The 26168-nt window shown below is 62.4% G+C and carries 28 protein-coding genes; 24 read left to right on the forward strand and 4 right to left on the reverse strand.

Translation table 11 applies throughout. The annotated features are described in order from the left end of the window. Positions 1-54 precede the first annotated feature (54 nt). From motA to FSY45_RS16225, 4 genes are all read left to right on the forward strand, one after another. Positions 55-915, forward strand: coding sequence for a flagellar motor stator protein MotA (motA, locus tag FSY45_RS16210; protein WP_003059167.1), 861 nt, complete (start codon positions 55-57; stop codon positions 913-915). A gap of 42 nt (positions 916-957) precedes the next feature. Further along, positions 958-2025 (forward strand): flagellar motor protein MotB, encoded by a 1068-nt coding sequence (gene motB / locus FSY45_RS16215; protein ID WP_012836864.1) that lies wholly within the window; start codon positions 958-960, stop codon positions 2023-2025. A 65-nt stretch (positions 2026-2090) separates the two neighbouring features. Continuing rightward, positions 2091-2477: a chemotaxis response regulator CheY gene (gene cheY, locus FSY45_RS16220; RefSeq protein ID WP_003065483.1), complete on the forward strand. Its 387-nt coding sequence runs from the start codon at positions 2091-2093 to the stop codon at positions 2475-2477. 3 nt (positions 2478-2480) lie between these two features. Next, the gene (locus FSY45_RS16225) at positions 2481-3098 is read left to right on the forward strand and encodes a protein phosphatase CheZ (RefSeq protein ID WP_046461417.1); all 618 of its coding nucleotides are present in this window, start codon (positions 2481-2483) and stop codon (positions 3096-3098) included. A 196-nt stretch (positions 3099-3294) separates the two neighbouring features. On the opposite strand, the gene fliE is transcribed toward FSY45_RS16225, so the two are convergent. Next, positions 3295-3603: a flagellar hook-basal body complex protein FliE gene (gene fliE, locus FSY45_RS16230; RefSeq protein ID WP_003065477.1), complete on the reverse strand. Its 309-nt coding sequence runs from the start codon at positions 3601-3603 to the stop codon at positions 3295-3297. Between the two features lie 173 nt (positions 3604-3776). Between fliE and fliF the strand changes: the two genes are divergently transcribed. From fliF to fliR, 13 genes are all read left to right on the forward strand, one after another. Beyond that, on the forward strand, positions 3777-5483 hold the full coding sequence (gene fliF, locus FSY45_RS16235; RefSeq protein ID WP_003065474.1) for a flagellar basal-body MS-ring/collar protein FliF: 1707 nt from the start codon (positions 3777-3779) through the stop codon (positions 5481-5483). A gap of 148 nt (positions 5484-5631) precedes the next feature. After that, a complete protein-coding gene (gene fliG, locus FSY45_RS16240) occupies positions 5632-6627 on the forward strand; it encodes a flagellar motor switch protein FliG (RefSeq protein ID WP_003059149.1) in 996 nt (331 codons plus the stop codon). Next, positions 6620-7447 carry a FliH/SctL family protein gene (locus FSY45_RS16245; RefSeq protein WP_034353132.1) on the forward strand — a complete coding sequence of 276 codons (828 nt, stop codon included), beginning with the start codon at positions 6620-6622 and terminating at the stop codon, positions 7445-7447. The genes fliG and FSY45_RS16245 overlap by 8 nt, the downstream gene beginning before the upstream one ends. Further along, positions 7444-8832 (forward strand): flagellar protein export ATPase FliI, encoded by a 1389-nt coding sequence (fliI, locus tag FSY45_RS16250; protein WP_003065468.1) that lies wholly within the window; start codon positions 7444-7446, stop codon positions 8830-8832. The genes FSY45_RS16245 and fliI overlap by 4 nt, the downstream gene beginning before the upstream one ends. Before the next feature lie 33 nt (positions 8833-8865). Then, positions 8866-9330 carry a flagellar export protein FliJ gene (gene fliJ / locus FSY45_RS16255; protein ID WP_046461416.1) on the forward strand — a complete coding sequence of 155 codons (465 nt, stop codon included), beginning with the start codon at positions 8866-8868 and terminating at the stop codon, positions 9328-9330. A 2-nt stretch (positions 9331-9332) separates the two neighbouring features. Continuing rightward, positions 9333-10667: a flagellar hook-length control protein FliK gene (locus FSY45_RS16260; protein ID WP_046461415.1), complete on the forward strand. Its 1335-nt coding sequence runs from the start codon at positions 9333-9335 to the stop codon at positions 10665-10667. Between the two features lie 189 nt (positions 10668-10856). Continuing rightward, on the forward strand, positions 10857-11411 hold the full coding sequence (gene fliL, locus FSY45_RS16265; RefSeq protein WP_003065461.1) for a flagellar basal body-associated protein FliL: 555 nt from the start codon (positions 10857-10859) through the stop codon (positions 11409-11411). 15 nt (positions 11412-11426) lie between these two features. Beyond that, on the forward strand, positions 11427-12431 hold the full coding sequence (fliM, locus tag FSY45_RS16270; RefSeq protein WP_046461414.1) for a flagellar motor switch protein FliM: 1005 nt from the start codon (positions 11427-11429) through the stop codon (positions 12429-12431). Beyond that, a complete protein-coding gene (fliN, locus tag FSY45_RS16275; protein ID WP_003059131.1) occupies positions 12421-12855 on the forward strand; it encodes a flagellar motor switch protein FliN in 435 nt (144 codons plus the stop codon). Before fliM ends, fliN begins: the two co-directional genes overlap by 11 nt. Before the next feature lie 34 nt (positions 12856-12889). Beyond that, the gene (locus tag FSY45_RS16280; protein WP_046461413.1) at positions 12890-13279 is read left to right on the forward strand and encodes a flagellar biosynthetic protein FliO; all 390 of its coding nucleotides are present in this window, start codon (positions 12890-12892) and stop codon (positions 13277-13279) included. Then, positions 13272-14021 (forward strand): flagellar type III secretion system pore protein FliP, encoded by a 750-nt coding sequence (fliP, locus tag FSY45_RS16285; protein ID WP_046461412.1) that lies wholly within the window; start codon positions 13272-13274, stop codon positions 14019-14021. Before FSY45_RS16280 ends, fliP begins: the two co-directional genes overlap by 8 nt. Before the next feature lie 150 nt (positions 14022-14171). Continuing rightward, positions 14172-14441, forward strand: a complete 270-nt coding sequence (gene fliQ, locus FSY45_RS16290; RefSeq protein WP_003059126.1) for a flagellar biosynthesis protein FliQ — start codon at positions 14172-14174, stop codon at positions 14439-14441. After that, on the forward strand, positions 14438-15202 hold the full coding sequence (fliR, locus tag FSY45_RS16295; protein WP_003065453.1) for a flagellar biosynthetic protein FliR: 765 nt from the start codon (positions 14438-14440) through the stop codon (positions 15200-15202). The genes fliQ and fliR overlap by 4 nt, the downstream gene beginning before the upstream one ends. A 124-nt stretch (positions 15203-15326) precedes the next feature. Here fliR and FSY45_RS16300 read toward each other — a convergent pair whose 3' ends face one another. Together FSY45_RS16300 and FSY45_RS16305 are read right to left on the reverse strand one after the other, a co-directional pair. After that, positions 15327-15965: a response regulator transcription factor gene (locus FSY45_RS16300; RefSeq protein WP_003065450.1), complete on the reverse strand. Its 639-nt coding sequence runs from the start codon at positions 15963-15965 to the stop codon at positions 15327-15329. A gap of 55 nt (positions 15966-16020) precedes the next feature. Further along, positions 16021-17142 carry an ATP-binding protein gene (locus tag FSY45_RS16305; protein WP_046461411.1) on the reverse strand — a complete coding sequence of 374 codons (1122 nt, stop codon included), beginning with the start codon at positions 17140-17142 and terminating at the stop codon, positions 16021-16023. Between the two features lie 112 nt (positions 17143-17254). Here FSY45_RS16305 and FSY45_RS16310 point away from each other — a divergent pair, with 112 nt between their 5' ends. The 7 genes from FSY45_RS16310 to FSY45_RS16340 are packed head-to-tail and all read left to right on the forward strand — an operon-like array spanning position 17255 to position 23702. Next, positions 17255-17704: a hypothetical protein gene (locus tag FSY45_RS16310; RefSeq protein WP_003065446.1), complete on the forward strand. Its 450-nt coding sequence runs from the start codon at positions 17255-17257 to the stop codon at positions 17702-17704. A 42-nt stretch (positions 17705-17746) separates the two neighbouring features. Next, the gene (locus tag FSY45_RS16315) at positions 17747-18109 is read left to right on the forward strand and encodes a response regulator (RefSeq protein WP_003059121.1); all 363 of its coding nucleotides are present in this window, start codon (positions 17747-17749) and stop codon (positions 18107-18109) included. 32 nt (positions 18110-18141) lie between these two features. After that, positions 18142-20346, forward strand: a complete 2205-nt coding sequence (locus FSY45_RS16320; RefSeq protein ID WP_046461410.1) for a chemotaxis protein CheW — start codon at positions 18142-18144, stop codon at positions 20344-20346. 50 nt (positions 20347-20396) lie between these two features. Next, a complete protein-coding gene (locus tag FSY45_RS16325) occupies positions 20397-20885 on the forward strand; it encodes a chemotaxis protein CheW (protein ID WP_003077929.1) in 489 nt (162 codons plus the stop codon). A gap of 17 nt (positions 20886-20902) precedes the next feature. Continuing rightward, positions 20903-21817: a CheR family methyltransferase gene (locus tag FSY45_RS16330; protein WP_046461409.1), complete on the forward strand. Its 915-nt coding sequence runs from the start codon at positions 20903-20905 to the stop codon at positions 21815-21817. Between the two features lie 24 nt (positions 21818-21841). Continuing rightward, positions 21842-22573: a chemoreceptor glutamine deamidase CheD gene (cheD, locus tag FSY45_RS16335; protein ID WP_046461408.1), complete on the forward strand. Its 732-nt coding sequence runs from the start codon at positions 21842-21844 to the stop codon at positions 22571-22573. Between the two features lie 13 nt (positions 22574-22586). Then, positions 22587-23702 (forward strand): chemotaxis response regulator protein-glutamate methylesterase, encoded by a 1116-nt coding sequence (locus FSY45_RS16340; protein ID WP_202795911.1) that lies wholly within the window; start codon positions 22587-22589, stop codon positions 23700-23702. Between the two features lie 111 nt (positions 23703-23813). On the opposite strand, the gene FSY45_RS16345 is transcribed toward FSY45_RS16340, so the two are convergent. Next, positions 23814-25700: an ATP-binding cassette domain-containing protein gene (locus tag FSY45_RS16345; protein ID WP_046461407.1), complete on the reverse strand. Its 1887-nt coding sequence runs from the start codon at positions 25698-25700 to the stop codon at positions 23814-23816. Between the last annotated feature and the right edge of the window lie 468 nt (positions 25701-26168).

A 26168-nucleotide genomic window follows, 5' to 3' on the forward strand; every position in this document is an offset into this window, starting at 1 on the left:
ACGCCCAGCTTTTTGCACCTATGGCGGGGCTTCTGCAACTTCACAATCGGCACCATGCTTGTTCTCATCGGTTATATCGTCGCCTTCGGCTGCATCTTCGGCATGTATGTGCTGCACGGCGGCAGCGTGGGCGTTCTTGTCAAGGCGCTGCCGTTCGAGATGGTGACCATTGGCGGTGGCGCCCTGGGCGCTTTCATCGTCAGCAACCAGCCCAAGGTGCTCAAGGCCACCGCCAAGGCGATTCCCTCGGCGCTCAAGCCCTCGCGCTATAACAAGGCGCGCTATATGGAAGTGATGGCGCTTCTGTACGAGCTGCTGCAGAAGGCGCGCAAGGAAGGCCTGATGTCGATCGAGTCCGATGTGGAAGATCCGCAGTCCTCGACGGTGTTTCAGAACTATCCGCAGCTGATGGCCGACCACCATGTCGTCGAGTTCCTGACCGACTATCTGCGCATGATGGTCTCGGGCAATCTCAACTCGCACGAGATCGAGGCGCTGATGGATAGCGAAATCGAAGCCCATCATGCCGAGGCCCACGCGCCGGTGATGGCACTGAATCGTCTGGCGGGCGCTTTGCCTGCCTTCGGCATTATTGCGGCCGTGCTGGGTGTGGTGAACACCATGGCTTTCGTGGGACAGCCCCCTGCGGTGCTGGGCGGCATGATTGCCTCGGCGCTGGTGGGTACCTTCCTCGGGATCTTGCTTGCCTATGCGCTGGTGGAACCCATGGCTGCGCTGCTGGAGCAGCGTGCCCAGGATGCGGCCAAGGAGTTCGAGTGCATCAAGGCGACGCTTTTGGCCAGCATGCAGGGCTACAACCCGGGCACGGCCATCGAGTTCGGCCGCAAGGTGCTGTTCTCCACCGAGCGTCCAGGCTTTCTGGAGCTGGAGTCGCACGTCAAGGGTAAGAAGTGATGAGTGCCCGCTCTCGCCAGGATCTAGTGATGGAGCGCTGCCATGGCTGACAAGAAGCTGCAGCCCATCATCATCAAGCGCGTCAAGAAGACTGCCCATGCACACCATGGTGGTGCCTGGAAGATTGCCTATGCCGACTTTGTGACGGCGATGATGGCCTTCTTCCTGCTGATGTGGCTGCTGGGCTCGACCGCTCAGGGCGAGCTGCAGGGGATTGCCGCGTATTTCAATTCGCCGCTGAAGGTGGCCATGTCGGGCGGCAGTGGCGCGGGCAACAGCTCCAGCATCGTGCCGGGTGGCGGCAACGACCTCTCCAAGGTGCACGGCCAGGTGCGCCGCTCCGAGTCCGAAGACAATGCCAACCGCCGCTCCAGCCAGGCCATGGGCCGGGCCGATGAGTCCGCACGCGACGCACAGCGCCTGCATGCGCTCAAGGCCAAGGTGGACAGCATGATTGCCAACAATGCGCGCCTGAACGAGTTCCGCTCGCAGATTCGCACGGAGATCACGCATGACGGCCTGATGATTCAGATCGTCGATGACCAGAACCGCCCCATGTTCGATAGCGGCAGTGCCGTGGTCAAGCCCTATATGCGGGACATCCTGCGCGAGATCGGTGCGGCCATGGGCAATGCGGAAAATCGCATCAGTCTCTCAGGCCACACCGATGCTGCGCCCTACGGCAATGCCGATCGCGGCTATAGCAACTGGGAGCTGTCGGCCGACCGCGCCAACGCCTCGCGCCGCGAGCTGGTGGCTGCCGGCATGCCGCTGGACAAGCTGGCGCGTGTAGTTGGCATGGCCAGCAGCGACCTGCTGCTGCCCGAGGAGCCGCGTGCCGCGCAGAACCGCCGCATCACCATTACCGTGCTGACCAAGGAGGCCGAGCGCCGTGTGCTGGGCAACGACAAGGAGCGCAGTACGGAGCAGGTGACCAGTGCCGAGGAAGCTGCCAGCACGATCAACCAACCCAAGGCCCGGCGCGCAGTACCCAGCGCTGTCGACAGGCAGTCTCTGGATGCCAAGGAAGAGTTTGTTGTAACAAACCCTGAAGTTGCCACGGAGACTGTCGAAAAGCCTGACAATGCACGTCCAATGCCGGGAGGTTGACAAATTGTTACCATCACGGCTGAAAACTTGTTCCCACGCACCTATTCCGACCGAAAGGGCCTCTCGTGGCTAATGCCCTGCGATTTTTGATTGTTGACGACTTCTCCACCATGCGCCGCATCGTGCGCAATCTGCTCAAGGAGAGTGGCTTTGCCGATGCCGATGAAGCCGAAGATGGTGTGGTTGCCATCACCAAGCTGCGTGCTAGCAAGTTTGACTTTGTGGTGACCGACATCAACATGCCGAACATGAACGGCTTTCAGCTGCTGAGCGAAATCAAGCAGGATGAAAAGCTCAAGCATCTGCCGGTGCTGATGGTGACCGCCGAAGCCCGCAAGGAAGATATCGTGGCTGCCGCCCAGGGCGGCGCGGCCGGCTATATCGTCAAGCCCTTCACCAAGGCCACGCTGGAAGAGAAGGTCAATCTCATCATCAAGAAACTCGATCTCTGAGCCATGAGCAGCGACCAGGCTTCCGCCAACGTCCACTACAAGATTGGCGTGCTCACACGCCAGTTGCATAACTCGCTCAATGAGCTGGGTTATGCGGATCGTTTGCGCGGCAGTGCGGGGGAGCTTCCCGATGCGCAAAGCCGTCTGTCCTATATCGCCCGTCTGACGGGGGAAGCTGCCAACAAGGTGCTGGGTCAGGTCGAGGTGACGCAAAACCGCCAGGATGCGCTGGCCGAGCGCACTCGCGGCATGCGTGCAGAACTCATCAAGGATCCTGTAGCTGCAGTGGCCAAGGGGCGCGTGATGAACTATCTGCAGGAGGTGGAAGAGGGCACGGAGCAGACCAATAGCCATCTGACCGAGATCATGATGGCGCAGGACTTCCACGATCTCACGGGCCAGGTAATTGCTCGTGTGGTGGCCCTGGCGGCCGATCTGGAGTCGCAGTTGCTGGAGCTGCTGATCCAGACCTCGCCGGATGCTGCGCAGGCACCGGCCCTGGCGCCTGTGGAAGCCGCGCAGCCCAAGCTGGCCGGCCCGGTGGTGGATCCCGAAAACACGGCAGATGTGGTGACCTCGCAGTCCCAGGTGGATGATCTGCTGGCCAGTCTTGGTTTTTAAAAACAATAGCTGCTTGCGCTTTGCAGATAAGCGTTTGGGCCCGACAAGCCTGATCTTTTGAAAGGATCGGGCTTTTTTGTTGGCGCTGCCAGGCGGGCAGGGTGGGCAGGGCGCAAAAAGCCCGCATGTCATCACAACATGCGGGCAAGCCTTGGAGGGCAATCTGCCTTTTGAGCGATGTGCGGCGTAGCGCCGGTCACACCTGCATATTCATTACATCGGAGTAGGCCTGCACCAGGCGGTTGCGCACATGCAGCGTAGCCTGAAAGCCGATCTGCGATTTTTGCATGGCCACCATGGTCTGCTCCAGGCTGACGGCAGGGTTTTCCAGCTGCACTTCGCGCTGCAGCTGGCCGGAATGGTTTTGAGCGGCGCTCACCGATTGCAGTGCATTTTGCAGGGCCTGACCAAAGCCGCCGGCTACGGGCGCAGTGCCGGCGCTGCCGACCTTGGTGAGCTGGTTGCCCAGTTGGGCGGGGTTGATTGCTGGGATCTTCAGGTCCATATCTTTATCCAACTGGCTTGGTGAGTTGGAGGTGATCGTAGGTTTTTCGCTTGATCGCAGACGGGCAATAAGTGGGTGAATCGGCTTGCTTATCGGGGGAACGCCGCCGGCCCGAGTCCGAATAATCCACAGGACGCTAGACCTCGTGTGGGGTCTGACACCATGGAATCAAGATGTCTGCTGTAGCTGAAGTACCTGTCCCCAATGCCGTGCCCGGTGCCACGTATGCGCCCCGCCCTGCGCTTGCGCAGCGCTGGAATGCGCTCGACCGTGGCCAACGTCTTCGCTGGGGCGCGCTGGCGGCCTTGGTCGCTGTAGGCTTGGTGGCGGCGGCGGTGTTCTATCGTCAGCCCGATTACAAACTGCTGTTCTCCAATGTCAGCGACAAGGATGGCGGTGCCATCGTGGCGCAGCTGACGCAGATGAACGTGCCCTACAAGTACAGCGAGGGCGGCGGCGCCATTCTCATCCCCGCAGACCGTGTGCACGATGTGCGCCTGAAGCTGGCCACGCAAGGCCTGCCCAAGGGCTCGGTGACGGGCTTCGAGCTGATGGAGAACAGCAAGTTCGGCATCACCCAGTTTCAGGAACGTCTCAATTTCCAGCGCGGTCTGGAAGGCGAGCTGACCCGCTCCATCCTGGCGCTCAATGCCGTGCAGAGTGCCCGCGTGCATCTGGCCCTGCCCAATCAGAACGGATTTTTTCGCGAGCAGCAAAAGCCTTCGGCCTCCGTGCTGCTGAGCCTGCATCCGGGCCGCATGCTGGACCGTGCGCAGATCGCGGGCATCGTGCATCTGGTGGCCTCCAGCGTGCCCGAGATGGAGCCTGCTGCCGTCAGCGTGGTGGACGACACCGGCAAGCTGCTGTCGCAGTCGCCTGACGGCAATGCCGGCGGCGTGGACATGCAGCAGTTCCTCTACACCCAGCAGGTGGAGCAGCAATATGTGCGCCGCATTCTGGACATTCTGGAGCCCGTGGTCGGCAAGAACAATGTGAAGGCCCAGGTTTCGGCCGAGCTGGACTTCAGCCAGACCGAATCGACTTCCGAGCAGCATCGTCCCAACCAGTCTGCAGACGGCGGGGCCGTGCGCAGCCAGCAGGTGATGGAGACCAATGGCGAGAAGACGGCCACTCCACCTACCGGCGTGCCTGGCGCGACCAGCAACCAGCCACCCCAGAACTCCACCGCGCCCATCAACGGTGCCAATCCTGCGCCGCAGGCTGCTGGTGCAGGCCAGGGCAATGGCCAGGGCAACAAGCGCGAGTCCATCACCAATTACGAAGTGGACAAGACCGTCAGGGTCACACGCGGCAGCACCGGTACCGTCAAGCGCCTGACGGCTGCGGTGGTGGTCAATGCACCGCTGGCTGCTGCGGCCGGCACCGATGCGGCGACAGCGGCAACGGCAGCCGCAGTCAGCTCTGGCCTGCGCCCACTGACAGCCCAGCAGCAGGAGCAACTGCTCACGCTGGTGCGCGAAACCGTGGGCTATAGCGCCGACCGCGGCGACTCGGTGAACCTGGTCAGCGCTCCCTTCATGGACAGCGGTGCCGCACCGGCCGAGTTGCCGATGTGGAAGGACCCCGAAATTCAGGCCATGGCCAAAAGCCTGGGCGTGCCGATTGCGCTGGCTCTGTTTGGTGCCCTGGTCCTGCTGGGCCTGGTGCGCCCCTTGCTCAAGGGACGTAATACCGGCCCCGGCGGACAGCTCAATGCCATTGAAGCCGAAGCGCTGGATAGACCTGCTCTGCCCGCACCTGCGAAGGAGCTGTCGCCGACCAAGGAGCAGGAACGACTGGATCAGGCTCGTCATCTGGCCAAGCAGAACCCGATCGCGGTGGCGAACATCGTGAAGACATGGATTAACGGCGAGGGGTGACGAAGTCACCCCCTGAGGCGCGTTGCGCCTTCCCCCTCTCTCTTTGGGAGGGGGGCGATGCCCTCGCTGCGGGGCGGCGGGGCCGCCTAGGCCCTTGCTCGGCATCCCCGGCATGGGACGGTTGAATAACTAGTAGAGAGTTTTGAATATGGACGATAGAGGTCTGAACGACGCTGCCATCTTGCTGGTCTCCCTCGGTGAGGAAGAGGCGGCCGAGGTGTTCAAGCACCTCACGCCCAAGGAAGTGCAGAAGCTGGGCGAGACGATTGCCCGCATGCGTGGCGTGACGCGGGAAAAAGTGGATTTCGTGATCGACCGCTTCACCAGCGATGCCGCGTCGCAGAGTCTGCTGGTGGACGATGCCAGCGACTATGTGCGCTCGGTGCTCAAGCGTGCCCTGGGCGATGACAAGGCGGCGTTGCTGATCGACCGCATCATGCAGGGCGGCGACATCTCGGGCATCGAAAGCCTGAAGTGGATGGATCCGCTGTCGGTGGCCGAGCTGCTGCGCGGCGAGCATCCGCAGATCGTGGCAGCGATTCTGGTGCACCTGGAGTATGAGCAGGCTGCGGCCGTGCTGATGCAGTTCCCCGACCGGGCACGCAGCGAGGTCATGCTGCGCGTGGCCACGCTGGAAGGCATTCAGCCCACGGCGCTCAAGGACCTGAACGAGGTGCTGTTCAAGGTGCTGGCGGGTGGCGACAAGGTGCGCAAGACCTCGCTGGGCGGCGTCAAGACTGCAGCCGAAATGCTTAACCAGATGGGCGGCAATGCCGATGTGGCGGTGCTCGATACCATCCGCAACTACGACCCCGAGCTGGCGCAGAAGATCATGGACAAGATGTTCGTCTTCGACGACCTGGTCAAGCTCGACGACCGCTCGGTACAACTGGTGCTGCGCGAGGTGGTGTCCGAGACGCTGATCGTGGCGCTCAAGGGCGGCTCCATGGAAGTGCGCGACAAGATCCTGGCCAATATGTCCATGCGTGCGGCCGAGTCGCTGCGCGAGGACCTGGAAGGCCGTGGCCCCATGCGTCTGTCCGAAGTGGAAGCCCAGCAGAAGGAAATCCTCAAGGTCGTGCGTCGTCTGGTCGAGGAAGGCCAGGTAACCATCGGCAGCGGTCCGGAGGACAGCTATGTCTAAGGGCCAGCCTCCGCGCTCGCACTCGCGCTTTATCCCGCAGGAAGAGATCGACGACAGCACCGTGGTGCAATGGCGCTTCGGCGCGGTGGATGCACAGGATCGCGGCGTTTTCGCGCCCGCACAGCAAGCGGCCTTCATACCGGCGGGAGTAGAGCATTTCAACGGTTTTTCCCCCTCGATTGCCCATCAACCGCAGGCGCAGCCCGAGGTGCAGGCTGTGGAGCCCGTGGAGCCAGCTGCCCCGGCTTTCGACGAGGAGCAACTGCAGCAGATGCTGGAGCAGGCACGAGCCGAGGGTCATGCACAGGGCCTGGCCGAAGGCCGCACCCAGACCCAGCAGCAATGGCAGCAGCATCTGGACGACCATATCAACGGTGCGGGCCGCGAGAGTGCGCAGCGTGTCGATGGCGTGTTGCAGGGCCTGGAAGACAACTTCAAGCAGCTGCAGTCGGGCATGGCCCAGGAGCTGCTGAACCTGGCTTGTGACATCGCACGCCAGGTGGTGCGCCAGGAGTTGCGCAGCCAGCCTCAGGCCTTGCTGCCCGTGATTCGCGAGGCGCTGGACATGCTGGTTGACGAGAGCCGCCCGGTGACCGTTCGTCTGAACCCTGCAGACTTTGAACTGCTCGATGAAGCCCTGCGTACCGAGCATGGCGCGCACAGCCGTATTCAGTGGCTGGGCGATGCCTCGATTGCCCCCGGCGATGTCAAGGTGGAGTCGGGCGGTGCCGAGATCGACGGAGGTCTGGACAAGCGCTGGCGCCGTGCGGTGGCTGCTCTGGGCCTGGTCTCCACCTGGTATGACGGAGACAAGGCATGAACCCCTGGCAGCAGTTCATGAGCCAGGCGCGCGCACGCTATGCCGAGCCTGTGCCGCTGGAATGCCAGGGCCGTCTGACCCGGTTGACCGGTATGGTGTTGGAGGCTTCGGGGCTGCGCGTGCCCGTGGGGGCGCAATGCCATATTCATCAGCATGGGCAGGAGCCTGTGCTGGCCGAGGTGGTCGGCTTTGCCGGCGAGCGCGCTTTTCTGATGCCTGCGGGCGATATTCAGGGTTTGTCCAGCGGTGCCATGGTGACGCCGGCAGCCCCCTTTGTTCCCGTGCCCCAGCTGGGCGTGATGGAGACCGAGAAGGTCAGCCAGACCGTGGGCGTGCTGCGCCTGCCCATGGGGGATGGCTTGCTGGGGCGGGTGGTGGATTCGCAAGGCATTCCACTGGACCATGCGGGCGAGCTGGGCAGCGTGGTGCCCGAGGTGCTGGATCGCAACCCCATCAACGCCATGGACCGGGACCCCGTGCGCGAGTCGCTGGATACCGGTGTCAAGGCGCTGAACGCGCTGCTGACCGTGGGTCGCGGCCAGCGTCTGGGCCTGTTTGCCGGCTCGGGTGTGGGCAAGTCCGTTCTGCTGGGCATGATGGCGCGCTACACCCAGGCCGATGTGATCGTGGTGGGTCTGATCGGCGAGCGTGGCCGTGAGGTCAAGGAGTTCGTCGAGGACATTCTGGGCGCCCAGGACCGCAGCCGTGCCGTGGTCGTGGCCGCTCCCGCCGATGCGCCGCCGCTGCTGCGCATGCAGGGCGCCAGCTACGCCACGGCAATCGCCGAGCATTTCCGCGACAAGGGCAAGCATGTGCTGCTGCTCATGGATTCCTTGACCCGCTATGCCATGGCCCAGCGCGAAATCGCCCTGGCCATCGGCGAGCCGCCGGCCACCAAGGGCTATCCGCCATCGTGCTTTGCCAAGCTGCCAGCGCTGGTGGAGCGCAGTGGCAACGGCCTGCACGGCGTGGGCTCGATCACGGCCTTCTACACCGTGCTGTCCGAGGGCGACGATCAGCAGGATCCGATTGCCGATGCGGCCCGCGCCATTCTCGACGGTCACGTCGTGCTCTCGCGGGCTTTGGCCGAGACCGGGCATTACCCGGCCATCGATATCGAGCAGTCGGCGTCTCGCGTCATGCACAACGTGGTCTCGCGCGAGCATTTCGAGCTGGCGCGTCGCTTTCGCGCCGTCTATTCGCGCTACCAGAAGGGACGCGATCTGGTGCAGGTCGGCGCCTATGTCCCAGGCTCCGATCCGCAGCTGGACGAGGCGATTGCGCTGCAGCCCGCCATGACCGGGTTTCTGCAGCAAAGCATGTTTGAAAGCTCCAGCATGGAGCAAAGCCTGGCCGGCATGGCGCAAGCCATGCAGCGGGGCTGAGCATCAACGGGTTAGCCAGAGGGAGAGTCGCAGATGTCGTCCTTGAATGCCTTGAACGTCGCCATTGAAGCCGCAGAGCGCAAGCGTGACGCGGCCCGCACCGCCATGCAGGAGCGCCAGCGTGCCCAGCAGGCAGCGCAGGCCCAGATGGATCAACTGCAGGGCTACGTCCTGGAGATGCAGGCGCGCTGGGGGGCCCAGGAAGGGCTGGCCGTGCAGCCCGAGGTCATGCATCACCAGTATCAGTTCATGGAGCGTCTGCAGCACGCCATCGGCTTGCAGACCCGTGTGGTGGCGGACCAGGACATTCGGCTGGAGACCGCACGTCAGGCCCTGCTGGCGGCAGAGTTGCGCGTGACCAGCCTGCAGAAGGTGGTGCAGGCCCGCCGCCGTGATGTGGCACTGGCCCAGATGCGGCGCGAGCAAAAAGATACCGACGAGCGCGCCACCATGGCATTTTTTCGACGCAGCTTCGGCCTGCAACTTCAGGAGGCCTGAGCATGGCGGAAACCAGAATTGATGGGCCGCGCGGCGGCGAATCGCGCACCGGCAAGGCCATGGCGCAGTCCATGAGCTCGGCCAAAAGTGCTGCGGCTGCGGCAGGCGAGCCCGGCCAGGGCTTTTCATCGCTGCTGGCTTCGCTGGACGGATTCGTGACTGCAGGCCTGCCGCAGGCGGCGCAGCAGCCTGCCGAGACATCGGACGCGAAGCTGGCGCCAGGCGAGCAGGATGCGCTGCTGATCGCTCAAGGTCATGCGCCGTGGATGAGTCTGGTCGGACAGACCGCGCAGCTGGACGGGCAGGGTGATGCCGATCTGCGCCAGGGCGTGGCCACCGACTTTCTTTCAGGCAGAGGCCATGCCGCGCAACTGGCCCATCGCCAGGCTTTGCAGCTTGGGTCCGGGGAGGCCCATGCCGCATTCATGGGCAAGGATTTTCAATCAAATCAAACCCAAACGTATACGACGCAACCGCAAGCAGCTATTAATTCTGATGCGGCTGTCTTGCAGCCGCAGCAGGACGTAGCCGCGCAGGGGCAGGACAGCGGACACAGCGCGCTGGCTTCGGCGGCGGAAGAGGTGCCTGCTACGCGCCTTGAGCCTGCTACGCGCCTTGAGCCTGCTGTGCACAAGGCGCAGGCATTGCCGCAGCAAGGCATCAGCCTGCAGGGCATGACAGCCGTGCAGCCGCAGGCCCTGGAAGGTCTCAAGGATTTGCTGCGTGCGGCCCGCTCGCCCCAGCAGGATGAAGCTGCGCCACAGGGCAAGACGGCGGCAGTGCAGGGCGGAGCCGACCTGCAGGCCGCAGCCGCTGCCGTCGGGGCAGCCATGGGCGCAGCGAGCGCAGGCATGCAGGGCGGCGGTCAGAACAGCTCCGACTTCGGCCAAAGCCTGGCGGGGCAGGATGCCGCACCTACAGAGCGTGAGCAGGAAGTGTCCGAGCAGGTGGCCTTCTGGGTGCATCAGAAAACGCAGAATGCCGCGCTGTCGATCCAGCATGAGGGCAAGGCTATCCAGGTCCAGGTGCAGCTGAACGGCCAGGAGGCTCATGTGCGCTTTGCCGCAGGCGATGAGCAGGCACGCCAGCTGCTGGCCGACGGTCAGGCTCAGCTGCGCGAGCTTTTGCAGGCCCAGGGGCTGAATCTGAGCGGCGTCAGCGTGGATGCGGGCGGTGCCGATGCCCGGTCCGGGGACGACAGCCAGGGCGATGACGTCCAGCGCGGCCAGGCCAGGGTGGCCCGGGTCTCGGTCAATGCTGCCGAGCTGCCCATGAGTGCGGCCAGCGCACGCAATGGCGCGCAGCCAGTGCAGTCCGGCGTGGACCTTTTCGTGTAGATGATCGGTGCCGGCTCACGGAAACGGTGAGCCGGACATGGCGCGAAACCCGGAATGAAGCCGGGTTTCGCGCTTTTATTCGGGCAATGGTCTGCAGGGCGGGCGGCGAATAATTCAGGCGTGGATCTTCCGTGTCGCGGCAATGGCTGCGGAATGGATGCAGTCCCCCACTCTTGAGGAATACCCGCCGTGTCAGCCAATCCCAATGCCGCCCCTGTCGCACCTGCTCCTGCCAAAAGCAAGAAGCTGATCGTCATCGTGGCCATCGTTGCCGTGCTGGCCATCGTGGCTGCCGCGGCTTATGTGCTGATGATGCAGCGCCAGCACAGCAGCGCCGATGGCGAAGAAGAGGTCAGTGCCAAAGCCACAGTGCCCACTTTCCTGCCACTGGACAATATGGTGGCCAACCTGGCCGACCCCGGCGGCGATCGTTTTGTGCAGCTGGGCATCACGCTGGAGCTGGCCGACGAGAAGACGGCTTCCACCGTCAAGCAATATCTGCCCAGCATCCGCAACGGCATTCTGATGCTGGTGTCCCAGCGCACGGCCGACGAGCTGCTGGCGCGCGAGGGCAAGGAAAAGCTGGCCGCCGACATCCTTACCGAGGTCTCGGCGCCTCTGGGCTTCGGCCCGAGCGCCAAGAAGCGCTCGCGCGACGATGAGGACGCCGACGAAGACAGCCCGCGTGCCAATCGCAAGGGGCCTGTGCGTCGCGTGCTGTTCTCCAGCTTCATCATTCAGTAAGCAGGGAGGGAGTGCATGAGCGATTCTTTTCTCTCCCAGGAAGAGGTTGATGCTCTTCTTGAAGGCGTTACCGGCGAAAGCCAGCGCTCCGAGGTGGTGGAAGTCGATCTCGGCCAGGTCCGCAGCTACGACATCTCCAGCCAGGAACGCATCGTGCGTGGGCGCATGCCCACCATGGAAATTGTCAACGAGCGCTTTGCCCGTAACTTCCGCATCGGCCTGTTCAACTTCATCCGCCGCAGCCCCGAGGTTTCCGTCGGCACGGTGACGGTGCAGCGCTATAGCGCCTTTCTGCGCGAGCTGGCCGTTCCCACCAATTTCAACATCATGGCCATTCGCCCGCTGCGCGGCAATGGTCTGATCGTCTGCGATCCCTCGCTGGTGTTCGGCGTGATCGACACGCTGTACGGCGGCACGGGTCGCCTGCAGACCCGCATCGAGGGGCGCGACTTCTCGACCACCGAGCAGCGCGTGATCAACCGCATGGTCAATGTGATCTGCGAGGAATACAAAAAAGCCTGGCATGGCATCTATCCGCTGGAGCTGGCCTATCAGCGCTCGGAAATGCAGCCGCAGTTCGCCAACATCGCCACGCCCAGCGAAATCGTGGTCTCCACGGCTTTTCAGCTGGAGATCGGCGATATCTCTGGTTCCATCCACATCTGCATGCCCTATGCGACGCTGGAGCCGATTCGCGATGTGCTGTATTCGTCGACTCAGGGCGATGCCATCGAAGTGGACCGCCGCTGGGTCAAGGTGCTGACGCGGGAGATTCAGGCCGCCGAGGTCACGCTGGTGGCCGAGCTGGCCCGCGCCGATGCCACGGTGGAGCAGCTGCTGGCCATGCGCCCGGGTGACTTTATCGAGCTCGACCGCGAGCCGCTGATTCGCGCCTCCATCGGTGGGGTGCCGGTTTTCGAGTGCCAGTACGGCACGCACAACGACAAATATGCAATCCGCGTGGAACGCAGCCTGCGCGGCGGCGAGATCAGCTGGATGGGAGAGAAGCATGGCAATTGACGACAACAACAAGCCCGCGGGTGACGATCCGTTCTCCGGCTGGGCCGAGGCGCTGGAAGAGCAGCGTCAGCATGACCAGGCCGTCGAAGGCCCCGATCTGTCCGACCAGGGCGGGCCGCTGGCGGGTGATGCTGCACGCAGCTATGGCGATGTGCCGGTGCACGATATCAACATGGTGCTGGACATTCCGGTTCAGCTGTCCGTGGAGCTGGGCCGCACCAAAGTGCCCATCAAATACATTCTGCAATTGGCCCAGGGCTCGGTGGTGGAGCTCGATGCTCTGGCCGGCGAACCCATGGACGTGCTGGTCAACGGCTACCTGATCGCCCAGGGCGAGGTGGTGGTGGTCAATGACAAGTTCGGTATCCGTCTGACGGACGTGGTGACACCGTCCGAGCGTCTGCGCCGGGTCAGCCGTGGTTGATAACGCGGCAAACTCTGCGGCAGCGGCCCCTTCCATGTGGCCCACGCTGCTGCTGGTCGTCCTGTTTGTGGCGGTCATGGCAGCATTGCCCTGGCTGGTGCGTCGTCTGCAGCAAAAAAACCTCCTGCCGCGCGGCCTGGGCATGGCCCGTGGTGCAGCCTCAGTTCCGGCACAGGTGCTGGGCACGCTGGCCATTGGCCCGCAGCAGCGGGTGGTGACCGTGCAACTGGGTGAAGGGGAGCAGGCCGTGCGCCTGGTGCTTGGCGTGACGGCGCAGCAGATCCAATGTTTGCATGTGCTGCAAGATCCGTCCGCATCCTTGCAATCCGCCCGTGCAGCCCATTCACCTGCCGTCTCATCGTTTACCGACTCGCTGATGCGCGCGCAGGCCGACGAAGCGGCCCGGAATTCTGGAAATGTCTAAATTCGTCTCTCGTGCTGCTGCCGCTGTCCTGCTGGCCATGCCCCTGATGGCCGCAGCCCAGGGCGCACCCGCCAGTCTGCCGCTGCTGGTAGGCCAGGGTGCGGGCGGCACCAGTTATTCGGTGCCCATCCAGACACTGCTGTTTTTCACGGCGCTGTCGTTCCTGCCCGCCATCTTGCTGTTGATGACGGGCTTTACCCGCATCGTCATCGTGCTGAGCCTGCTGCGCCAGGCGCTGGGCACGCAGTCCGCGCCGCCCAATCAGGTGGTGATCGGTCTGTCGCTGTTTCTCACCATGTTTGTGATGGGGCCGACGCTGGACAAGGTCTATCAGGACGCCTATCTGCCCTATACGCAAAACAGCATCAGCTTCGAGCAAGCCATGGAAAAGGCCGAAGCCCCCATGCGCGGCTTCATGCTCAAGCAGACGCGCCAGTCTGACTTTGCGCTGTTCAAGCGCCTGGCCAAGCTGGATGCGAATGTCACGGCGGAAGCGGCACCTCTGCGTGTGCTGGTGCCGGCCTTTGTGACCAGCGAGCTGAAAACGGCTTTTCAGATCGGCTTCATGATCTTCATCCCGTTTCTGGTCATCGACATGGTGGTGTCTTCCATCCTCATGTCGCTTGGCATGATGATGCTTTCGCCCGTGCTGGTGGCCCTGCCTTTCAAGCTCATGCTGTTTGTGCTGGCCGATGGCTGGAACCTGATCATCGGCTCTCTGGCGGCGAGCTTTGCGACATGAGATACCCCCTGAGACGCTTGCCTAGGCGGCCCCGCGCCTTCCCCCAAGGGGACGACACCTTCGGTACGGGGCGGCCCTTCCTCGGTGTCTCGCACATTGAGCCGCGGCGGTTGCAAGCGTATTGATTCATTGAATTTTTAAGAGAACGTCATGACCTCTCAGTTTGTTCTGACCTTTGGCCGCGAGGCGCTGACCCTGCTGCTCATGATCTCCATGCCGGTGCTGGGCGTGGTCATGGGCGTGGGTCTGCTGGTGAGCGTCTTTCAGGCCGTGACCCAGGTGCATGAGGCCACGCTGGCCTTTGTGCCCAAGCTCATCGCTGCCGTGCTGGTGTTTGCCGTGGCTGGGCCGTGGATGCTGTCCACGCTGGTGGATTTCATTCGTCGCACCATAGAGAGCATTCCAGGTTCGGTGGGATGATTTCTTTTAGCGAAGCGCAGATTGCCGCCTGGCTCTCGCCACTGATCTGGCCGTTTGTGCGCGTGCTGGCGCTGTTCACCACGGCGCCTGTGTTTTCTCAGAAAGCCATTCCCATGCGGCTCAAGGTCGGGCTGGCTTTTCTGGTTGCGCTTTGCGCGCAGCCGGTGCTGGGCGAGCAGACGGTGGTCAGCATTGCCTCGGCCCAGGCACTGGGCACTCTGGTGCAGCAGGTGGTGATCGGCCTGTCCGTGGGTTTTGCCGTGCGCCTGGTGATGGCGGCCATTGAAGTCGCCGGTGAAGTGATAGGTCTGCAGATGGGCCTGAACTTCGCGTCTTTCTTCGATCCGACCAGCAATGCCCAGCTCAGTGCCGTGGCGCGCTTCATGGTGCAGATTGCCACCTTGCTGTTCATCGTCATCAACGGCCATCTGCTGGTGCTGATGGCGGTTCTCAAGAGCTTTGAGGCCTTCCCCGTCGATGGCAACTTTCTGCAGGCCATCTCCCAGATGCGGATCCACGAGATGGGCAGCGCCGTCTTTGCCAGCGCTTTCTGGATTGCCCTGCCCATGATTGCCATGCTGCTCTTCGTCAACCTGGTGCTGGGCATCATCTCCCGTGTCGCGCCGCAGATGAATATCTATGCCGTGGGCTTTCCTGTCACCTTGACTGTGGGGCTGCTGGGCCTGACGGCGACTCTGCCTTTGCTGGAGCAGCCCCTGGTGGCCTTGCTCCAAAAGGGGATGGCAGTCTTCGGGGTTTAGTGCGAAGCACTATCTGTTTGATAGCCTGGTGCGCTTTATGGCAAAGGGATAAGACCGCTTTGGCCTCAAGCGAAAAAACTGACTCGATGCGGGCGCGCAAGCCAGTGATGACCCGCCGCGCGGCTCAGGGCGTATCTATCAGTCCGTTCTTGATGGCATAGGCGGTCAGCTCCGCGTTGCTGCCCATGCCCAGCTTCTCCAGCACCCGTGCCCGGTACACGCTCACCGTCTTGGGACTGAGCATCAACTCCTGCGCAATATCGGTCTGGCGCTGACCGCTGGCAATCTTCAGCAGCGTCTGCATTTCGCGCTCGGACAAGGTTTCATGCGGCACGGGAGCGGCGGGCTGGGCCAGGCTGTCGGCCAGCATCTGGGCCACTTCGGCAGTCAGGTATTTGCGTCCGCTGTGGACGGTGCGCACGGCGTCGATCAGCAGCACCGGATCCCCCGCCTTGTTGGCATAGCCGGCTGCGCCAGCCTTGATGCTGCGCAAGGCGTACTGGTCTTCGGGATACATGGAGACCATGATGACGCGGATCTGCGGATGCGTCTCGCGCACGCTGGCCAGCACTTCCAGGCCGCTGCGGCCCGGCATATTGATGTCCAGCAGCAGCACATCGCAAGCTGCATCGCGCAGTTGCTCACGCAGTTCGGCATAGCTGCCGGCTTCTGCGGTGACGCTGATGTCCGTCGCCTCTGCCAGGGTGTCGCGTATGCCCCGGCGCAAAATGGCATGGTCGTCGCACAGCACCACGTGAATCAAGGTCGCTCTCCCAGGAAGTCAGATGGCAGACCGGACAAGCGCGTGGTTGGGTGGCTCATGCCTGGATCTCTGCCAGAGGAATGGTGAGAATGATAGAGGTTCCTCGGCCGGGGTGGCTACTCACATCCAGCCAACCTTGAATTGTTCGCGCGCGCTCACTTAGACCTCGAAGTCCGAAAGACTGAGGCTTTTTGCGATCATCCTGGCTCAGACCTACCCCGTTATCTGTTACTTCCAGTGTCAAAAAACCCTCGTGGTCGGACAAATCCAGCGTCACCTGGCTGGCTTGCGCGTATTTGCTGATATTGGTCAAGGATTCCTGTGCCGTTCGGTAGACCACCACCTGCTGCGTGGGTGCTATTTCCATATGCTCACGGCTGGTGTGCAACCGGGCGGGTATGCCGGTGCGGCGCTCGAAGTCCTGGGCCAGCCATTGCACGGCGGCCACCAGTCCCTGATCCAGCACGGGCGGGCGCAGGTTCTGCATGATGCGCTGGCTGGCGCCCAGGGCGTGTTCCAGCATCTCCAGTGCCGATCTGGCATGCTCGCGCTGCTTGCCCTCGGGGCTGTTGCGGATCAGCCAGGCCAGATCAAACTTGACGGCAGTGAGCGAGCCGCCGATGTCGTCGTGAATCTCGCGCGAGATATTGGCGCGCTCCTGCTCGATGCTGGTGTGCAGATGTTCGGTCAGCTCGGCCAGGCGCTTTTCAGACTCGGCCAGCTGCAGTGCGGCGCGGCGGCGGGCTCGCCTCGCCTCATGGACCTCCATGGCGCGCTTGATGACATGGGGCAGGCCGTTGATCTGGTCCTTGAGCAGATAGTCGCTGATGCCCAGCCGCATGATGTCCACGGCGGCGGATTCGCCGATGGCGCCCGACAACAGCACAAAAGGAGGGGCATCGGCACGGGTCCGCACCAGGTCCCAGACGTCGAGAGCCGTGAAGCCGGGCAGATGATAGTCCGCCAGAATCAGGTCGAAATCCTGTGCCTCAAGGGCGCCCTGTACCTCCTGCAGACTGTCCACGGTCGTGAGCGTGCAGGGCAGCTGCCCGCGCTTGAGGCTCAGGCGTGCCAGAGCCTGATCTGCGACAGAGTCTTCAATATGAAGGATTTTCAAGGTCTGATTCCGGAATTGCATATCGCCAAGGACGCTATCATTGGATACATTTTGGAACATCGAGGGTAGTCGTCAAGTGTGGCCGTGCGGTCACGGGCGGGCTGCCGGGCGGTTCATTTCGTGGAGCATGGCGGCGTGGCTGTCATGATGGTTTTACGCAGTTGGAGTAACAATGCAGACAATGCAAAACCCTTCGGGTGTGCCTGCAGTTGCCGTGCCGGTGATGGTGGCTGCGGAGCTGCAGGATGCCTTGCTGGTCACACTGCGTGATCTGCAGCGTCTTGAAGGGCTGCTGGACCATGCCACGCACAATCTGCTGGAGCGCTTCGAGCAAGTCAACGGGCAATTGTCGCAGCCGGCCTTGCCCGATTCGGCTGCGCTGGCTACAGCACGTGAGTCGTTGCGGCTGGCCGTGACCGAGCTCCAGTTTCACGATATGTCATCTCAGCTGATTGCCCATATGGCACATACCTTGCAAGCCTGCGCTTTCAGGCTCGGGGCTGCCGCCATGGGCAGGGATGAGGATGAGGCGGAGTCCGCCATCAGTCTGCCAAACCTGCCCGAAAAGCCCAATCCCGTCACGCAAAGCGAGATGGATGCAGGCTCTGTGGAGCTGTTTTGAACTTCTACCCTGTTTTCCGTTGCCCGTCTGTTGGAGCTGTACATGCGATCGATTCTGGCTGTTGATGATTCCCCCTCGATGCGAAAGATGGTGTCTTTCACGTTGAGCAGTGCTGGTTTTAAGGTGGTGGAAGCCGTCGACGGTGTGGATGCGCTGGAAAAAGCACAGGCGCAAAACATCGATCTGGTGCTGGCCGACCAGAACATGCCGCGCCTGGACGGCATCGGTCTCACGCGTAAGCTCCGTGAAAACCCGAAGTTCAAGGGCACGCCCATCTTGATACTGACCACGGAATCCAGCGATCTGATGAAGCAGGCGGGCCGGGCCGCAGGTGCCACGGGCTGGCTGGTCAAGCCCTTCGATCCCAATCGATTGATCGAAGTTATTCAAAAAGTGCTGCGTTAAGCCGATAACAACGAATCACAGCAGGAAACACCATGGCGGATACACACCAGGATGGCGCAGGTTCGGGCGCAGACTTCGACCTTAGCCAGTTCTATCAAATCTTTTTCGAGGAAGCCAGCGAGAACCTCGACCAGATGGAGCAGATGCTGCTCAGCCTGGACCTTTCGGCCGCCAACGATGAAGAGCTCAACGGTATTTTCCGCTGCGCTCACTCCATCAAGGGCGGTGCGGCGACCTTCGGCTTCTCGGATGTGACCGAGCTCACGCACCGCATGGAATCCCTGCTGGACCGCCTGCGTCGTCATGAAATCACGCCCATCCCCGAGATGGTCGATGTGCTGCTGGAGTCGGCGGACGCCAGCCGCAGCCTGCTGGCACGTCACCAGTCTGGTGATGAGGGCGAACCGGTTTCCACTGCGGAACTGGTGGTGCGCATTGAGGCTCTGGCCCAGGGCCTGACCGAAATCCCCCAGGTCAACCGCAGTGCCGCGGCTGCCGAGCCTGTGCAGCCAGTTGCTGTTGTTGCCGCGGTGGTGACGGATACGCCCGCTCAAGCTCTGGCCCCTGCGGCAGCTCAGGTGGCAGAGCCAGGCCCTGTGATCGGTACCGAGCCTCCCGAGGGTGCGCGCGAGCTGACGATCGAGATCGGCCCGCTGTCCAGGCTGGAGCTGGGCGACGCCATCAAAGAGCTGTTCCGGGATATTCCGGGTCTGGGCACGATTCAGGATCAGGTCGGCACCAAGGCCGATCACCGCCTGTTCAAGGTCAGAACGGTGTCCACCGATGACGAACTGCGCGATCTGTTTGTCTTCCATGTCTCCAAGGAGCAGGTGCAGATCAGCGATGCCGCCCAACCGCAGAACGCAACCGAGCCCGTGGTCGAGCCGCTGGAAGCCGTGGTGGATGAAGAAGCCGCCATGCCGCCCCACAATCTGCCGGCCGAAGAAGCCTACGGTTTTTTTGCGGGAGCTCCGGGCAGCCCCGAGGCTCAGCAAAATCAGGAGCATGCCGTGATTGGCGGCGCTGGGGGCACGGTGCAGAAGGCCGCACCCAAGGCTGCCGCTGCGCATATGGAGTCCACCAGCATCCGCGTGGATGTGAAGAAGGTGGACCAGCTCATCAATCTGGTGGGCGAGCTGGTCATCACCCAGGCCATGCTGGCGCAGAACAGCCAGGGGCTGGATCCGACGACCTATCAGCAGCTGCTGGCCGGCCTGGCCGATCTGGATCGCAACACGCGCGACCTGCAAGAGTCCGTGATGTCGATCCGCATGATTCCCATGTCCACGGTTTTCAGCCGCTTCCCGCGCATGCTGCGCGACCTGGCGGGCAAGCTGGGCAAGAAGATCGATCTGGTTACGCTCGGCGAAGCCACCGAGCTGGACAAGGGCCTGGTCGAGAAGATCACCGATCCGCTGACTCATCTGGTGCGCAACAGCGTGGACCACGGCATCGAGATGCCCGAGGACCGCATCGCTGCAGGCAAGTCCGAGCATGGCACGCTGACGCTGGCGGCATCCCATCAGGGAGGCTCCATCGTCATCGAGGTGCGCGACGACGGCAAGGGCATGAATCGCGAGAGGATTCTGAACAAGGCGCGCGAGCGCGGCATGGATGTCTCCGACAGCATGCCCGACAGCGATGTCTGGCAGCTGATCTTTGCGCCCGGCTTCTCCACGGCCGATGTGGTTACCGATGTCTCGGGCCGCGGCGTGGGCATGGATGTGGTCAAGCGAAACATCACCTCGCTGGGCGGCACGGTGGAGATCGAGTCCGTTGCCGGCGTGGGCATGAAGGTGGCCGTGCGCCTGCCGCTGACGCTGGCCATCATGGACGGCATGTCCGTCGGGGTGGGCGAAGAGGTCTATATCCTGCCGCTGTCCTCGGTGGTCGAGTCCTTCCAGGTCAAGGCCGACGATGTCAACACCGTGGCCAATGGCACGCAGCTGGTCAAGGTGCGCGACGAATACATGCCGGTGATCGCGCTGGAGCGAACCTTCCAGGTGCCGCGCGCCGATGAAAGCCAGACCAGCAACATCATGGTGGTGGTCGAGGCCGAAGGCAGCCGCGTGGCGCTGCTGGTCGACGAGCTGCTGGGCCAGCACCAGGTGGTGGTCAAGAACCTGGAAAGCAATTACCGCAAGGTGCCCAATGTCTCGGGCGCCACCATTCTGGGCGACGGATCCGTTGCGCTGATTCTGGATACGGGCGCTCTGGTGCGCCGTACCCGCCATTGAGGCCGCTGGCCTGAGCCGTCGCCGAGCCGAACAACGCAGAGAGAGCTGACATGAACATCATTAACAAGACTGCCGAAGGCGTGGCCACCGGTGCCCGCGAATATCTGACCTTCCGCCTGGGCGAAGAGGAATACGGCATCGACATCCTCAAGGTGCAGGAAATCCGTGGCTACGAGCAGCCCACGCGCATTGCCAACGCACCCGAGTTCATCAAGGGAGTGGTCAATCTGCGCGGCACCATCGTGCCCATCGTGGACATGCGCCTGCGCTTCAACTGCTCCGAGGTGGAGTACAACGCCTTTACCGTGGTCATCATCCTGAACCTGCGCAATCGCGTGGTCGGCATTGTGGTGGACTCGGTCAGCGATGTGATGGAGCTGCCCGCCGATGCCGTGCGTCCCGCACCCGATATCGAAAGCGCCATCGACAGCGGCTGCATTCTGGGCCTGGGTTCTGTGGGCGAGCGCATGTTGATCCTGCTGGACATCGAGAAGCTCATGGGCAATGTCGACATGGGCCTGGTGGCCTCCGAAGCCTGAGTGCGCCAGAGGTCCGTGTGCTGAACCTGGGACGTAGCGCTTCATTCGCCGCCTCTCCTGCCAGGCTTGAGCAGGACGATGAGGCGCTGCCGGGCGGCATGTCCGGCCCGCTGGCGCAGGGGCGCGAGTTCGTCTGGTCCAACCGCGACTTTGCCCGTGTGCAGGCCCTGATCTACAAGCGTGCCGGCATCAGCCTGCATGACGGCAAGCATGCCATGGTCTACAGCCGTCTGTCGCGCCGCCTGCGCGAGACCGGGCACGAGAGCTTTGTCAGCTATCTGGACTGGCTGGAGAGCATCAACGACGGGCCTGAATGGCAGGAATTCGTCAATGCTCTCACCACGAATCTGACCTCGTTCTTCCGCGAGCAGCATCACTTCGACATCCTGGCTCAGCATCTGCGCAGCCATAAACCCGGCAGCAATGGCTGGAAGGTATGGTGCAGCGCGGCCTCCACGGGGGAGGAGCCTTATTCCATCCTGATGACGGCGGTGGAGAGTCTCGGTGCCTCGGCCAGCTTTCAGCTCATGGCCAGCGATATCGACTCGCGCGTACTGGATACCGCCTCGCGCGGCATCTACCGGGCAGAGAACCTCAAAGGCGTGAGCACCGAGCGGCTGCACCGCTTTTTCCTGCGCGGGCGCTCGGCCAACTCCGGCATGGTGCGCGTCAAGCCGGAGCTGCGCCGCATGGTGGACTTTCTCAACGTCAACCTGATCGCCGGAGATTGGCCGTTCCGGGAGAGCTTCGACATCGTCTTCTGCCGCAACGTGATGATTTACTTTGACGCACCGACCCAGCGTCGCGTGCTGGAGCGCATTCATCAGGTGATGCGTCCGGGTGGGCTGCTGTTCGTCGGTCATGCCGAGAACTTCAGCGATTCGCGCGACCTGTTCGCGCTCAAGGGCAAGACCGTCTATGAGCGCCAATGAAGCTGAAGGGCAGGGCTGCAAGTCATGAGGAATCTGAGCTCTCCGCTGGATCTGCCAGGTGCTGGCGCTGTCAGGCCCCTGCGCGGCAACAGCTTCGTGCCCCAGGGCTATCCTGATGCGGCCATGCCGGCGCCGGTCTCATCGCTGGAGCAGCTCAAGCGCCAGCCGCGCCAGCCGGGCGAGGCCTCGTTCTTCTACTACGACCCGCACTTCCAGCTCAATTCGGCCAAGGTGTTGCCGGGCGAGTACTTTGTCTCGCGTGACGAGATGGCCATCGTCACCGTGCTGGGTTCCTGCATCGCGGCCTGTCTCTGGGATCGCTTCATGCGCATTGGCGGCATGAACCACTTCATGCTGCCCGATGGCGACAGCAGCGATGTCTCGGGGCGCTATGGTTCGTACGCCATGGAGCTGCTGATCAACGAGATGCTCAAGCTGGGCGCACGGCGCGAATCCATGCAGGCCAAGATTTTTGGTGGCGCCCAGGTCATGGCCAATTTCACGACCATGAATGTGGGCGAGCGCAACACCAGTTTTGTGACAGAGTATCTGCAAACCGAGCGCATTCCCATCGTCTCCGAGGACGTGCTGGATATCTATCCGCGCAAGGTGGTGTTTTTTCCATCCACGGGCAAGGCCATGGTCAAGCGCCTGGCACACGCCCATCCCGAGGCATTGGTGCAGCAGGAAATCACTCGCGGCAACGCGGCTGCGGTGGCACGCAATACGGCGGGCGGCTCGGTGGATCTGTTTTGAGGAAGGTTGAGCGTTGTTAAAGCCAAAAATCCGGGTGATCGTGGTGGACGACTCTGCGCTGGTGCGCAGTCTTCTGGCCGAGATCATCAATCGCCAGCATGACATGGAGTGCATCGGCTCGGCCAATGACCCGTTGATCGCACGCGAGATGATCCGCGATCTGAACCCCGACGTCATCACGCTGGATGTGGAAATGCCCCGCATGGACGGCATCGATTTCCTCGGGCGACTCATGCGCCTGCGTCCCATGCCGGTGGTGATGATCTCCACCCTGACCGAGCGCGGTGCCGAAGTCACCATGCGCGCCCTGGAGCTGGGTGCCATCGACTTTGTGGCCAAGCCCCGCGTCGGCGTGGCCAACGGCCTGCAGGAGCTGGCCAGCCAGATCGTGGACAAGATCCGCGTGGCTGCCGTGGCCCAGGTGCACCGCCTGCCGGTGGTGCCGCACGGCGTGGCTGCGGCAGCGAGTGCGGGCGCCAAGCCTGCTGCGCCCCGCACGCCTGCGGCGCCCAGCCTGCTGGGGCGCATCTCGACCGAAAAAATCATCGCCATCGGAGCCTCCACGGGGGGGACGGAAGCGATTCGTGAGGTGCTCACGCATCTGCCGGCCGACTGTCCGGCCATCGTCATCACCCAGCACATGCCGCCGGGCTTCACCACCAGTTTTGCGGCACGGCTCAACAGCCTGTGCCAGATGACGGTCAAGGAGGCCACGCATGGCGAGCGTTTGCTGCCCGGTCACGCCTATATCGCACCTGGCGGCAAGCATTTCTCCATCACGCGCAGCGGTGCCAACTATGTGGCCGTGGTCGATGATGCGCCGCCCGTCAACCGCCACAAGCCTTCGGTGGAAGTGCTGTTCAAGTCCGTGGCCGCCAGCGCCGGGCGCAATGCCTACGGCATCATGCTCACCGGCATGGGGGCCGATGGCGCCACCGCCATGCGCGAGATGCGCGATGCCGGCAGCTACAACCTGGTGCAGGACGAGAGCACCTGCATCGTCTTCGGCATGCCCCGCGAAGCCATTGCCCATGGTGCGGCCGACGAGGTGCTGCCTCTGCCGCAGATTGCTCATGCCCTGCTGACCAAGCTGCGCGGCGGCTCGGACCAAGTACATCACCGTATCTAGGATTGCATAAAAAGAGAGCGCCTTGCGCTTGTCAGGTAATGACATCAGGCTTCTAGAGCTTTGAAGTCAAGAGCTGACAAGCGCAAGGCGCTCTCTTATTTAGAGGCTTGATTATTCGGACAACAAGGTCCAGCGCTCCAGCGCCTCCATCAGCGCCTCGTCGATCTCCGCATCGCGCTGGTGCATGGCGACGGCCTTGGCGTTGTCGCTGGCAAACAGGCTGCCGTCGGCCAGCGCTTGCTGAATCTGCTTTTGCTCGGTCTCCAGTGCGGCAATCGTAGCCGGCAGGGCTTCCAGTTCGCGCTGATCCTTGTAGCTGAGCTTCTTCTTGGGGCTGGCTGCAGCGTCGGTGCGGCTTGCGACGGGCTTGGGCTCCTCCTTGGGGGCGGACTTGGCTTGCGCGGCTTCGGCCATGGCCTTGCTGCGGCGCGATTGCTCCATCCAGTCCGTCACGCCACCTTCGTATTCACGCCAGTGGCCGGGGCCTTCCCAGGCAATCGTGCTGGTGACCACGTTGTCGAGGAAGGTGCGGTCGTGGCTGACCAGAAAGACCGTGCCGTCATAGCTTTGCAGCAGGTCTTCCAGCATGTCCAGCGTCTCGATGTCCAGATCGTTGGTCGGCTCGTCCAGCACCAGAACATTGGCCGGTCGCGCAAACAAACGGGCCAGCAGCAAGCGGTTGCGCTCGCCGCCTGACAGTGATCGGACTGGGGAATGCGCACGCGCCGGAGAGAACAGAAAGTCCGCCAGATAGCTCTTGACGTGCTTTTTCTGGTTGCCGATCTCGATCCACTCGCTGCCGGGGCTGATGAAGTCTTCCAGCGTGGCATCCAGATTCACCTGATGGCGCATCTGGTCAAAGTAGGCCACCTGCAGATTGCCGCCCAGGCGAACCTGACCGCTGTCCGGAGCCAGCTCGCCCAGGATCATCTTCAGCAGCGTTGTCTTGCCTGCGCCGTTGGGGCCCAGCAAGCCGACCTTGTCGCCACGCAAAATGGTGCCGCTGAACTTCTCGACGATCTTCTTTTCGCCAAAGGACTTGCTGACATCGGTCAGCTCGGCCACGATCTTGCCCTGATAGCCGTCGCCCTTGCCGGATGCGATATCCATGTTCACGCTGCCCAGCACATCACGGCGCTGGGCGCGGCTGGCACGCAATTCCTGCAGGCGGCTGATGCGGCTCTGGCTGCGGGTGCGACGGGCTTCCACGCCCTTGCGAATCCACACTTCCTCCTGAGCCAGCAGCTTGTCCGCCTTGGCGTTGATCACGGCCTCCTGGTTGAGCTGCTCTTCCTTTTGCAGCACGTACTGGGAGAAATTGCCCGGGTAGGTGCGCAAAACGCCCCGATCCAGTTCCACGATGCGGGTGGCGATGCGGTCCAGAAAGCTGCGGTCGTGGGTGATCGTGATCACGCTGCCCTTGAAGGCAATCAGCAGCTCTTCCAGCCACTCGATGGAGTCCAGGTCCAGGTGGTTGGTCGGCTCGTCGAGCAACAGGACATCGGGGCGGGCCACCAGAGCCTGGGCCAGCGCCACGCGCTTGCGGGTGCCGCCGGACAGACTGCCCACCACAGCGTTCGGGTCCAGATGCAGGCGCTGCAATGTTTCTTCTACGCGCTGCTCCCAGTTCCAGGCGTCATAGGCCTCGATCTGCGTCTGCAACTCGTCCAGATCCTCACCCTCGCCGCCGGCCAGGTAGCGCTCGCGAATCGCAATCACGGCCGCAATGCCGTCGGATGCCGACTCGAAGATGGTGTGCGCAGGGTTCAGGTCGGGTTCCTGCGCCACATAGGTAATGCGGACTCCGTTCTGTACCTGAAGCTGGCCGTCATCGGACTTTGCCAAGCCACCCAAAATCTTGAGCAGTGAAGACTTGCCGGCGCCGTTGCGGCCGATCAGGCCGACGCGCTCGCTGGTCTCCAGGGAAAAATTTGCGTGGTCCAGCAGGGCCACGTGCCCGAACGCCAATTGAGCGTCTAACAAAGTAATCAGTGCCATCGTGCCTGCATTATCGTTGGCCTCCATAGAGACAGCGGCCGTAAGGCCGCTGTCTCTATCTCTGTCTATGGACGCCGCCCAGGCAAAGACCACGCTGGCAGATGAATCTTTTGTGTCAGAAGCGGGTTGGCTAGGGTTTTTCCTATGCTATAGTTCGACCCATCGCAGCAAACGACTGCCTCGCAAAACTTCAAAAGTTCTTGCGCAGTGCCTCGGAAGTTGTGATACACTGCAAGGCTTCGCTGATCGCAGCAAGCAACGAGATTCAAGATCGGGTTTTCCGGTTTTGCACTCGGTTCCTTAAAAAAATACAGCCGATAAGCGTGGGCGTTTGAGGGCAAGCAGCCAGTTCTTCGGAACAAACTCTTCGGAGTTATCAAACGCTCACAAAAACAGTAATGAGGAAGAATTAATTCTTCTTGATTCCGTCAAGTGAGTGAGCAGTCGAAAGACTTTAAATTCAAGATC

Origin of the sequence: Comamonas sp. Z1, assembly GCF_008121555.1 — a bacterium.
GTDB classification, from domain to species: Bacteria; Pseudomonadota; Gammaproteobacteria; order Burkholderiales; family Burkholderiaceae_C; genus Comamonas; species Comamonas thiooxydans.

Coding starts and splice junctions, on each gene's coding strand:
- motA (WP_003059167.1), top strand. CDS start 55: ATGCTTGTTCTCATCGGTTATATCGTCGCCTTCGGCTGCATCTTCGGC.
- motB (WP_012836864.1), top strand. CDS start 958: ATGGCTGACAAGAAGCTGCAGCCCATCATCATCAAGCGCGTCAAGAAG.
- FSY45_RS16225 (WP_046461417.1), top strand. CDS start 2,481: ATGAGCAGCGACCAGGCTTCCGCCAACGTCCACTACAAGATTGGCGTG.
- fliE (WP_003065477.1), bottom strand. CDS start 3,603: ATGGACCTGAAGATCCCAGCAATCAACCCCGCCCAACTGGGCAACCAG.
- fliF (WP_003065474.1), top strand. CDS start 3,777: ATGTCTGCTGTAGCTGAAGTACCTGTCCCCAATGCCGTGCCCGGTGCC.
- fliG (WP_003059149.1), top strand. CDS start 5,632: ATGGACGATAGAGGTCTGAACGACGCTGCCATCTTGCTGGTCTCCCTC.
- FSY45_RS16245 (WP_034353132.1), top strand. CDS start 6,620: ATGTCTAAGGGCCAGCCTCCGCGCTCGCACTCGCGCTTTATCCCGCAG.
- fliI (WP_003065468.1), top strand. CDS start 7,444: ATGAACCCCTGGCAGCAGTTCATGAGCCAGGCGCGCGCACGCTATGCC.
- fliJ (WP_046461416.1), top strand. CDS start 8,866: ATGTCGTCCTTGAATGCCTTGAACGTCGCCATTGAAGCCGCAGAGCGC.
- FSY45_RS16260 (WP_046461415.1), top strand. CDS start 9,333: ATGGCGGAAACCAGAATTGATGGGCCGCGCGGCGGCGAATCGCGCACC.
- fliM (WP_046461414.1), top strand. CDS start 11,427: ATGAGCGATTCTTTTCTCTCCCAGGAAGAGGTTGATGCTCTTCTTGAA.
- fliN (WP_003059131.1), top strand. CDS start 12,421: ATGGCAATTGACGACAACAACAAGCCCGCGGGTGACGATCCGTTCTCC.
- FSY45_RS16280 (WP_046461413.1), top strand. CDS start 12,890: ATGTGGCCCACGCTGCTGCTGGTCGTCCTGTTTGTGGCGGTCATGGCA.
- fliP (WP_046461412.1), top strand. CDS start 13,272: ATGTCTAAATTCGTCTCTCGTGCTGCTGCCGCTGTCCTGCTGGCCATG.
- fliQ (WP_003059126.1), top strand. CDS start 14,172: ATGACCTCTCAGTTTGTTCTGACCTTTGGCCGCGAGGCGCTGACCCTG.
- fliR (WP_003065453.1), top strand. CDS start 14,438: ATGATTTCTTTTAGCGAAGCGCAGATTGCCGCCTGGCTCTCGCCACTG.
- FSY45_RS16305 (WP_046461411.1), bottom strand. CDS start 17,142: ATGTTCCAAAATGTATCCAATGATAGCGTCCTTGGCGATATGCAATTC.
- FSY45_RS16310 (WP_003065446.1), top strand. CDS start 17,255: ATGCAGACAATGCAAAACCCTTCGGGTGTGCCTGCAGTTGCCGTGCCG.
- FSY45_RS16315 (WP_003059121.1), top strand. CDS start 17,747: ATGCGATCGATTCTGGCTGTTGATGATTCCCCCTCGATGCGAAAGATG.
- FSY45_RS16320 (WP_046461410.1), top strand. CDS start 18,142: ATGGCGGATACACACCAGGATGGCGCAGGTTCGGGCGCAGACTTCGAC.
- FSY45_RS16325 (WP_003077929.1), top strand. CDS start 20,397: ATGAACATCATTAACAAGACTGCCGAAGGCGTGGCCACCGGTGCCCGC.
- cheD (WP_046461408.1), top strand. CDS start 21,842: ATGAGGAATCTGAGCTCTCCGCTGGATCTGCCAGGTGCTGGCGCTGTC.
- FSY45_RS16345 (WP_046461407.1), bottom strand. CDS start 25,700: ATGGCACTGATTACTTTGTTAGACGCTCAATTGGCGTTCGGGCACGTG.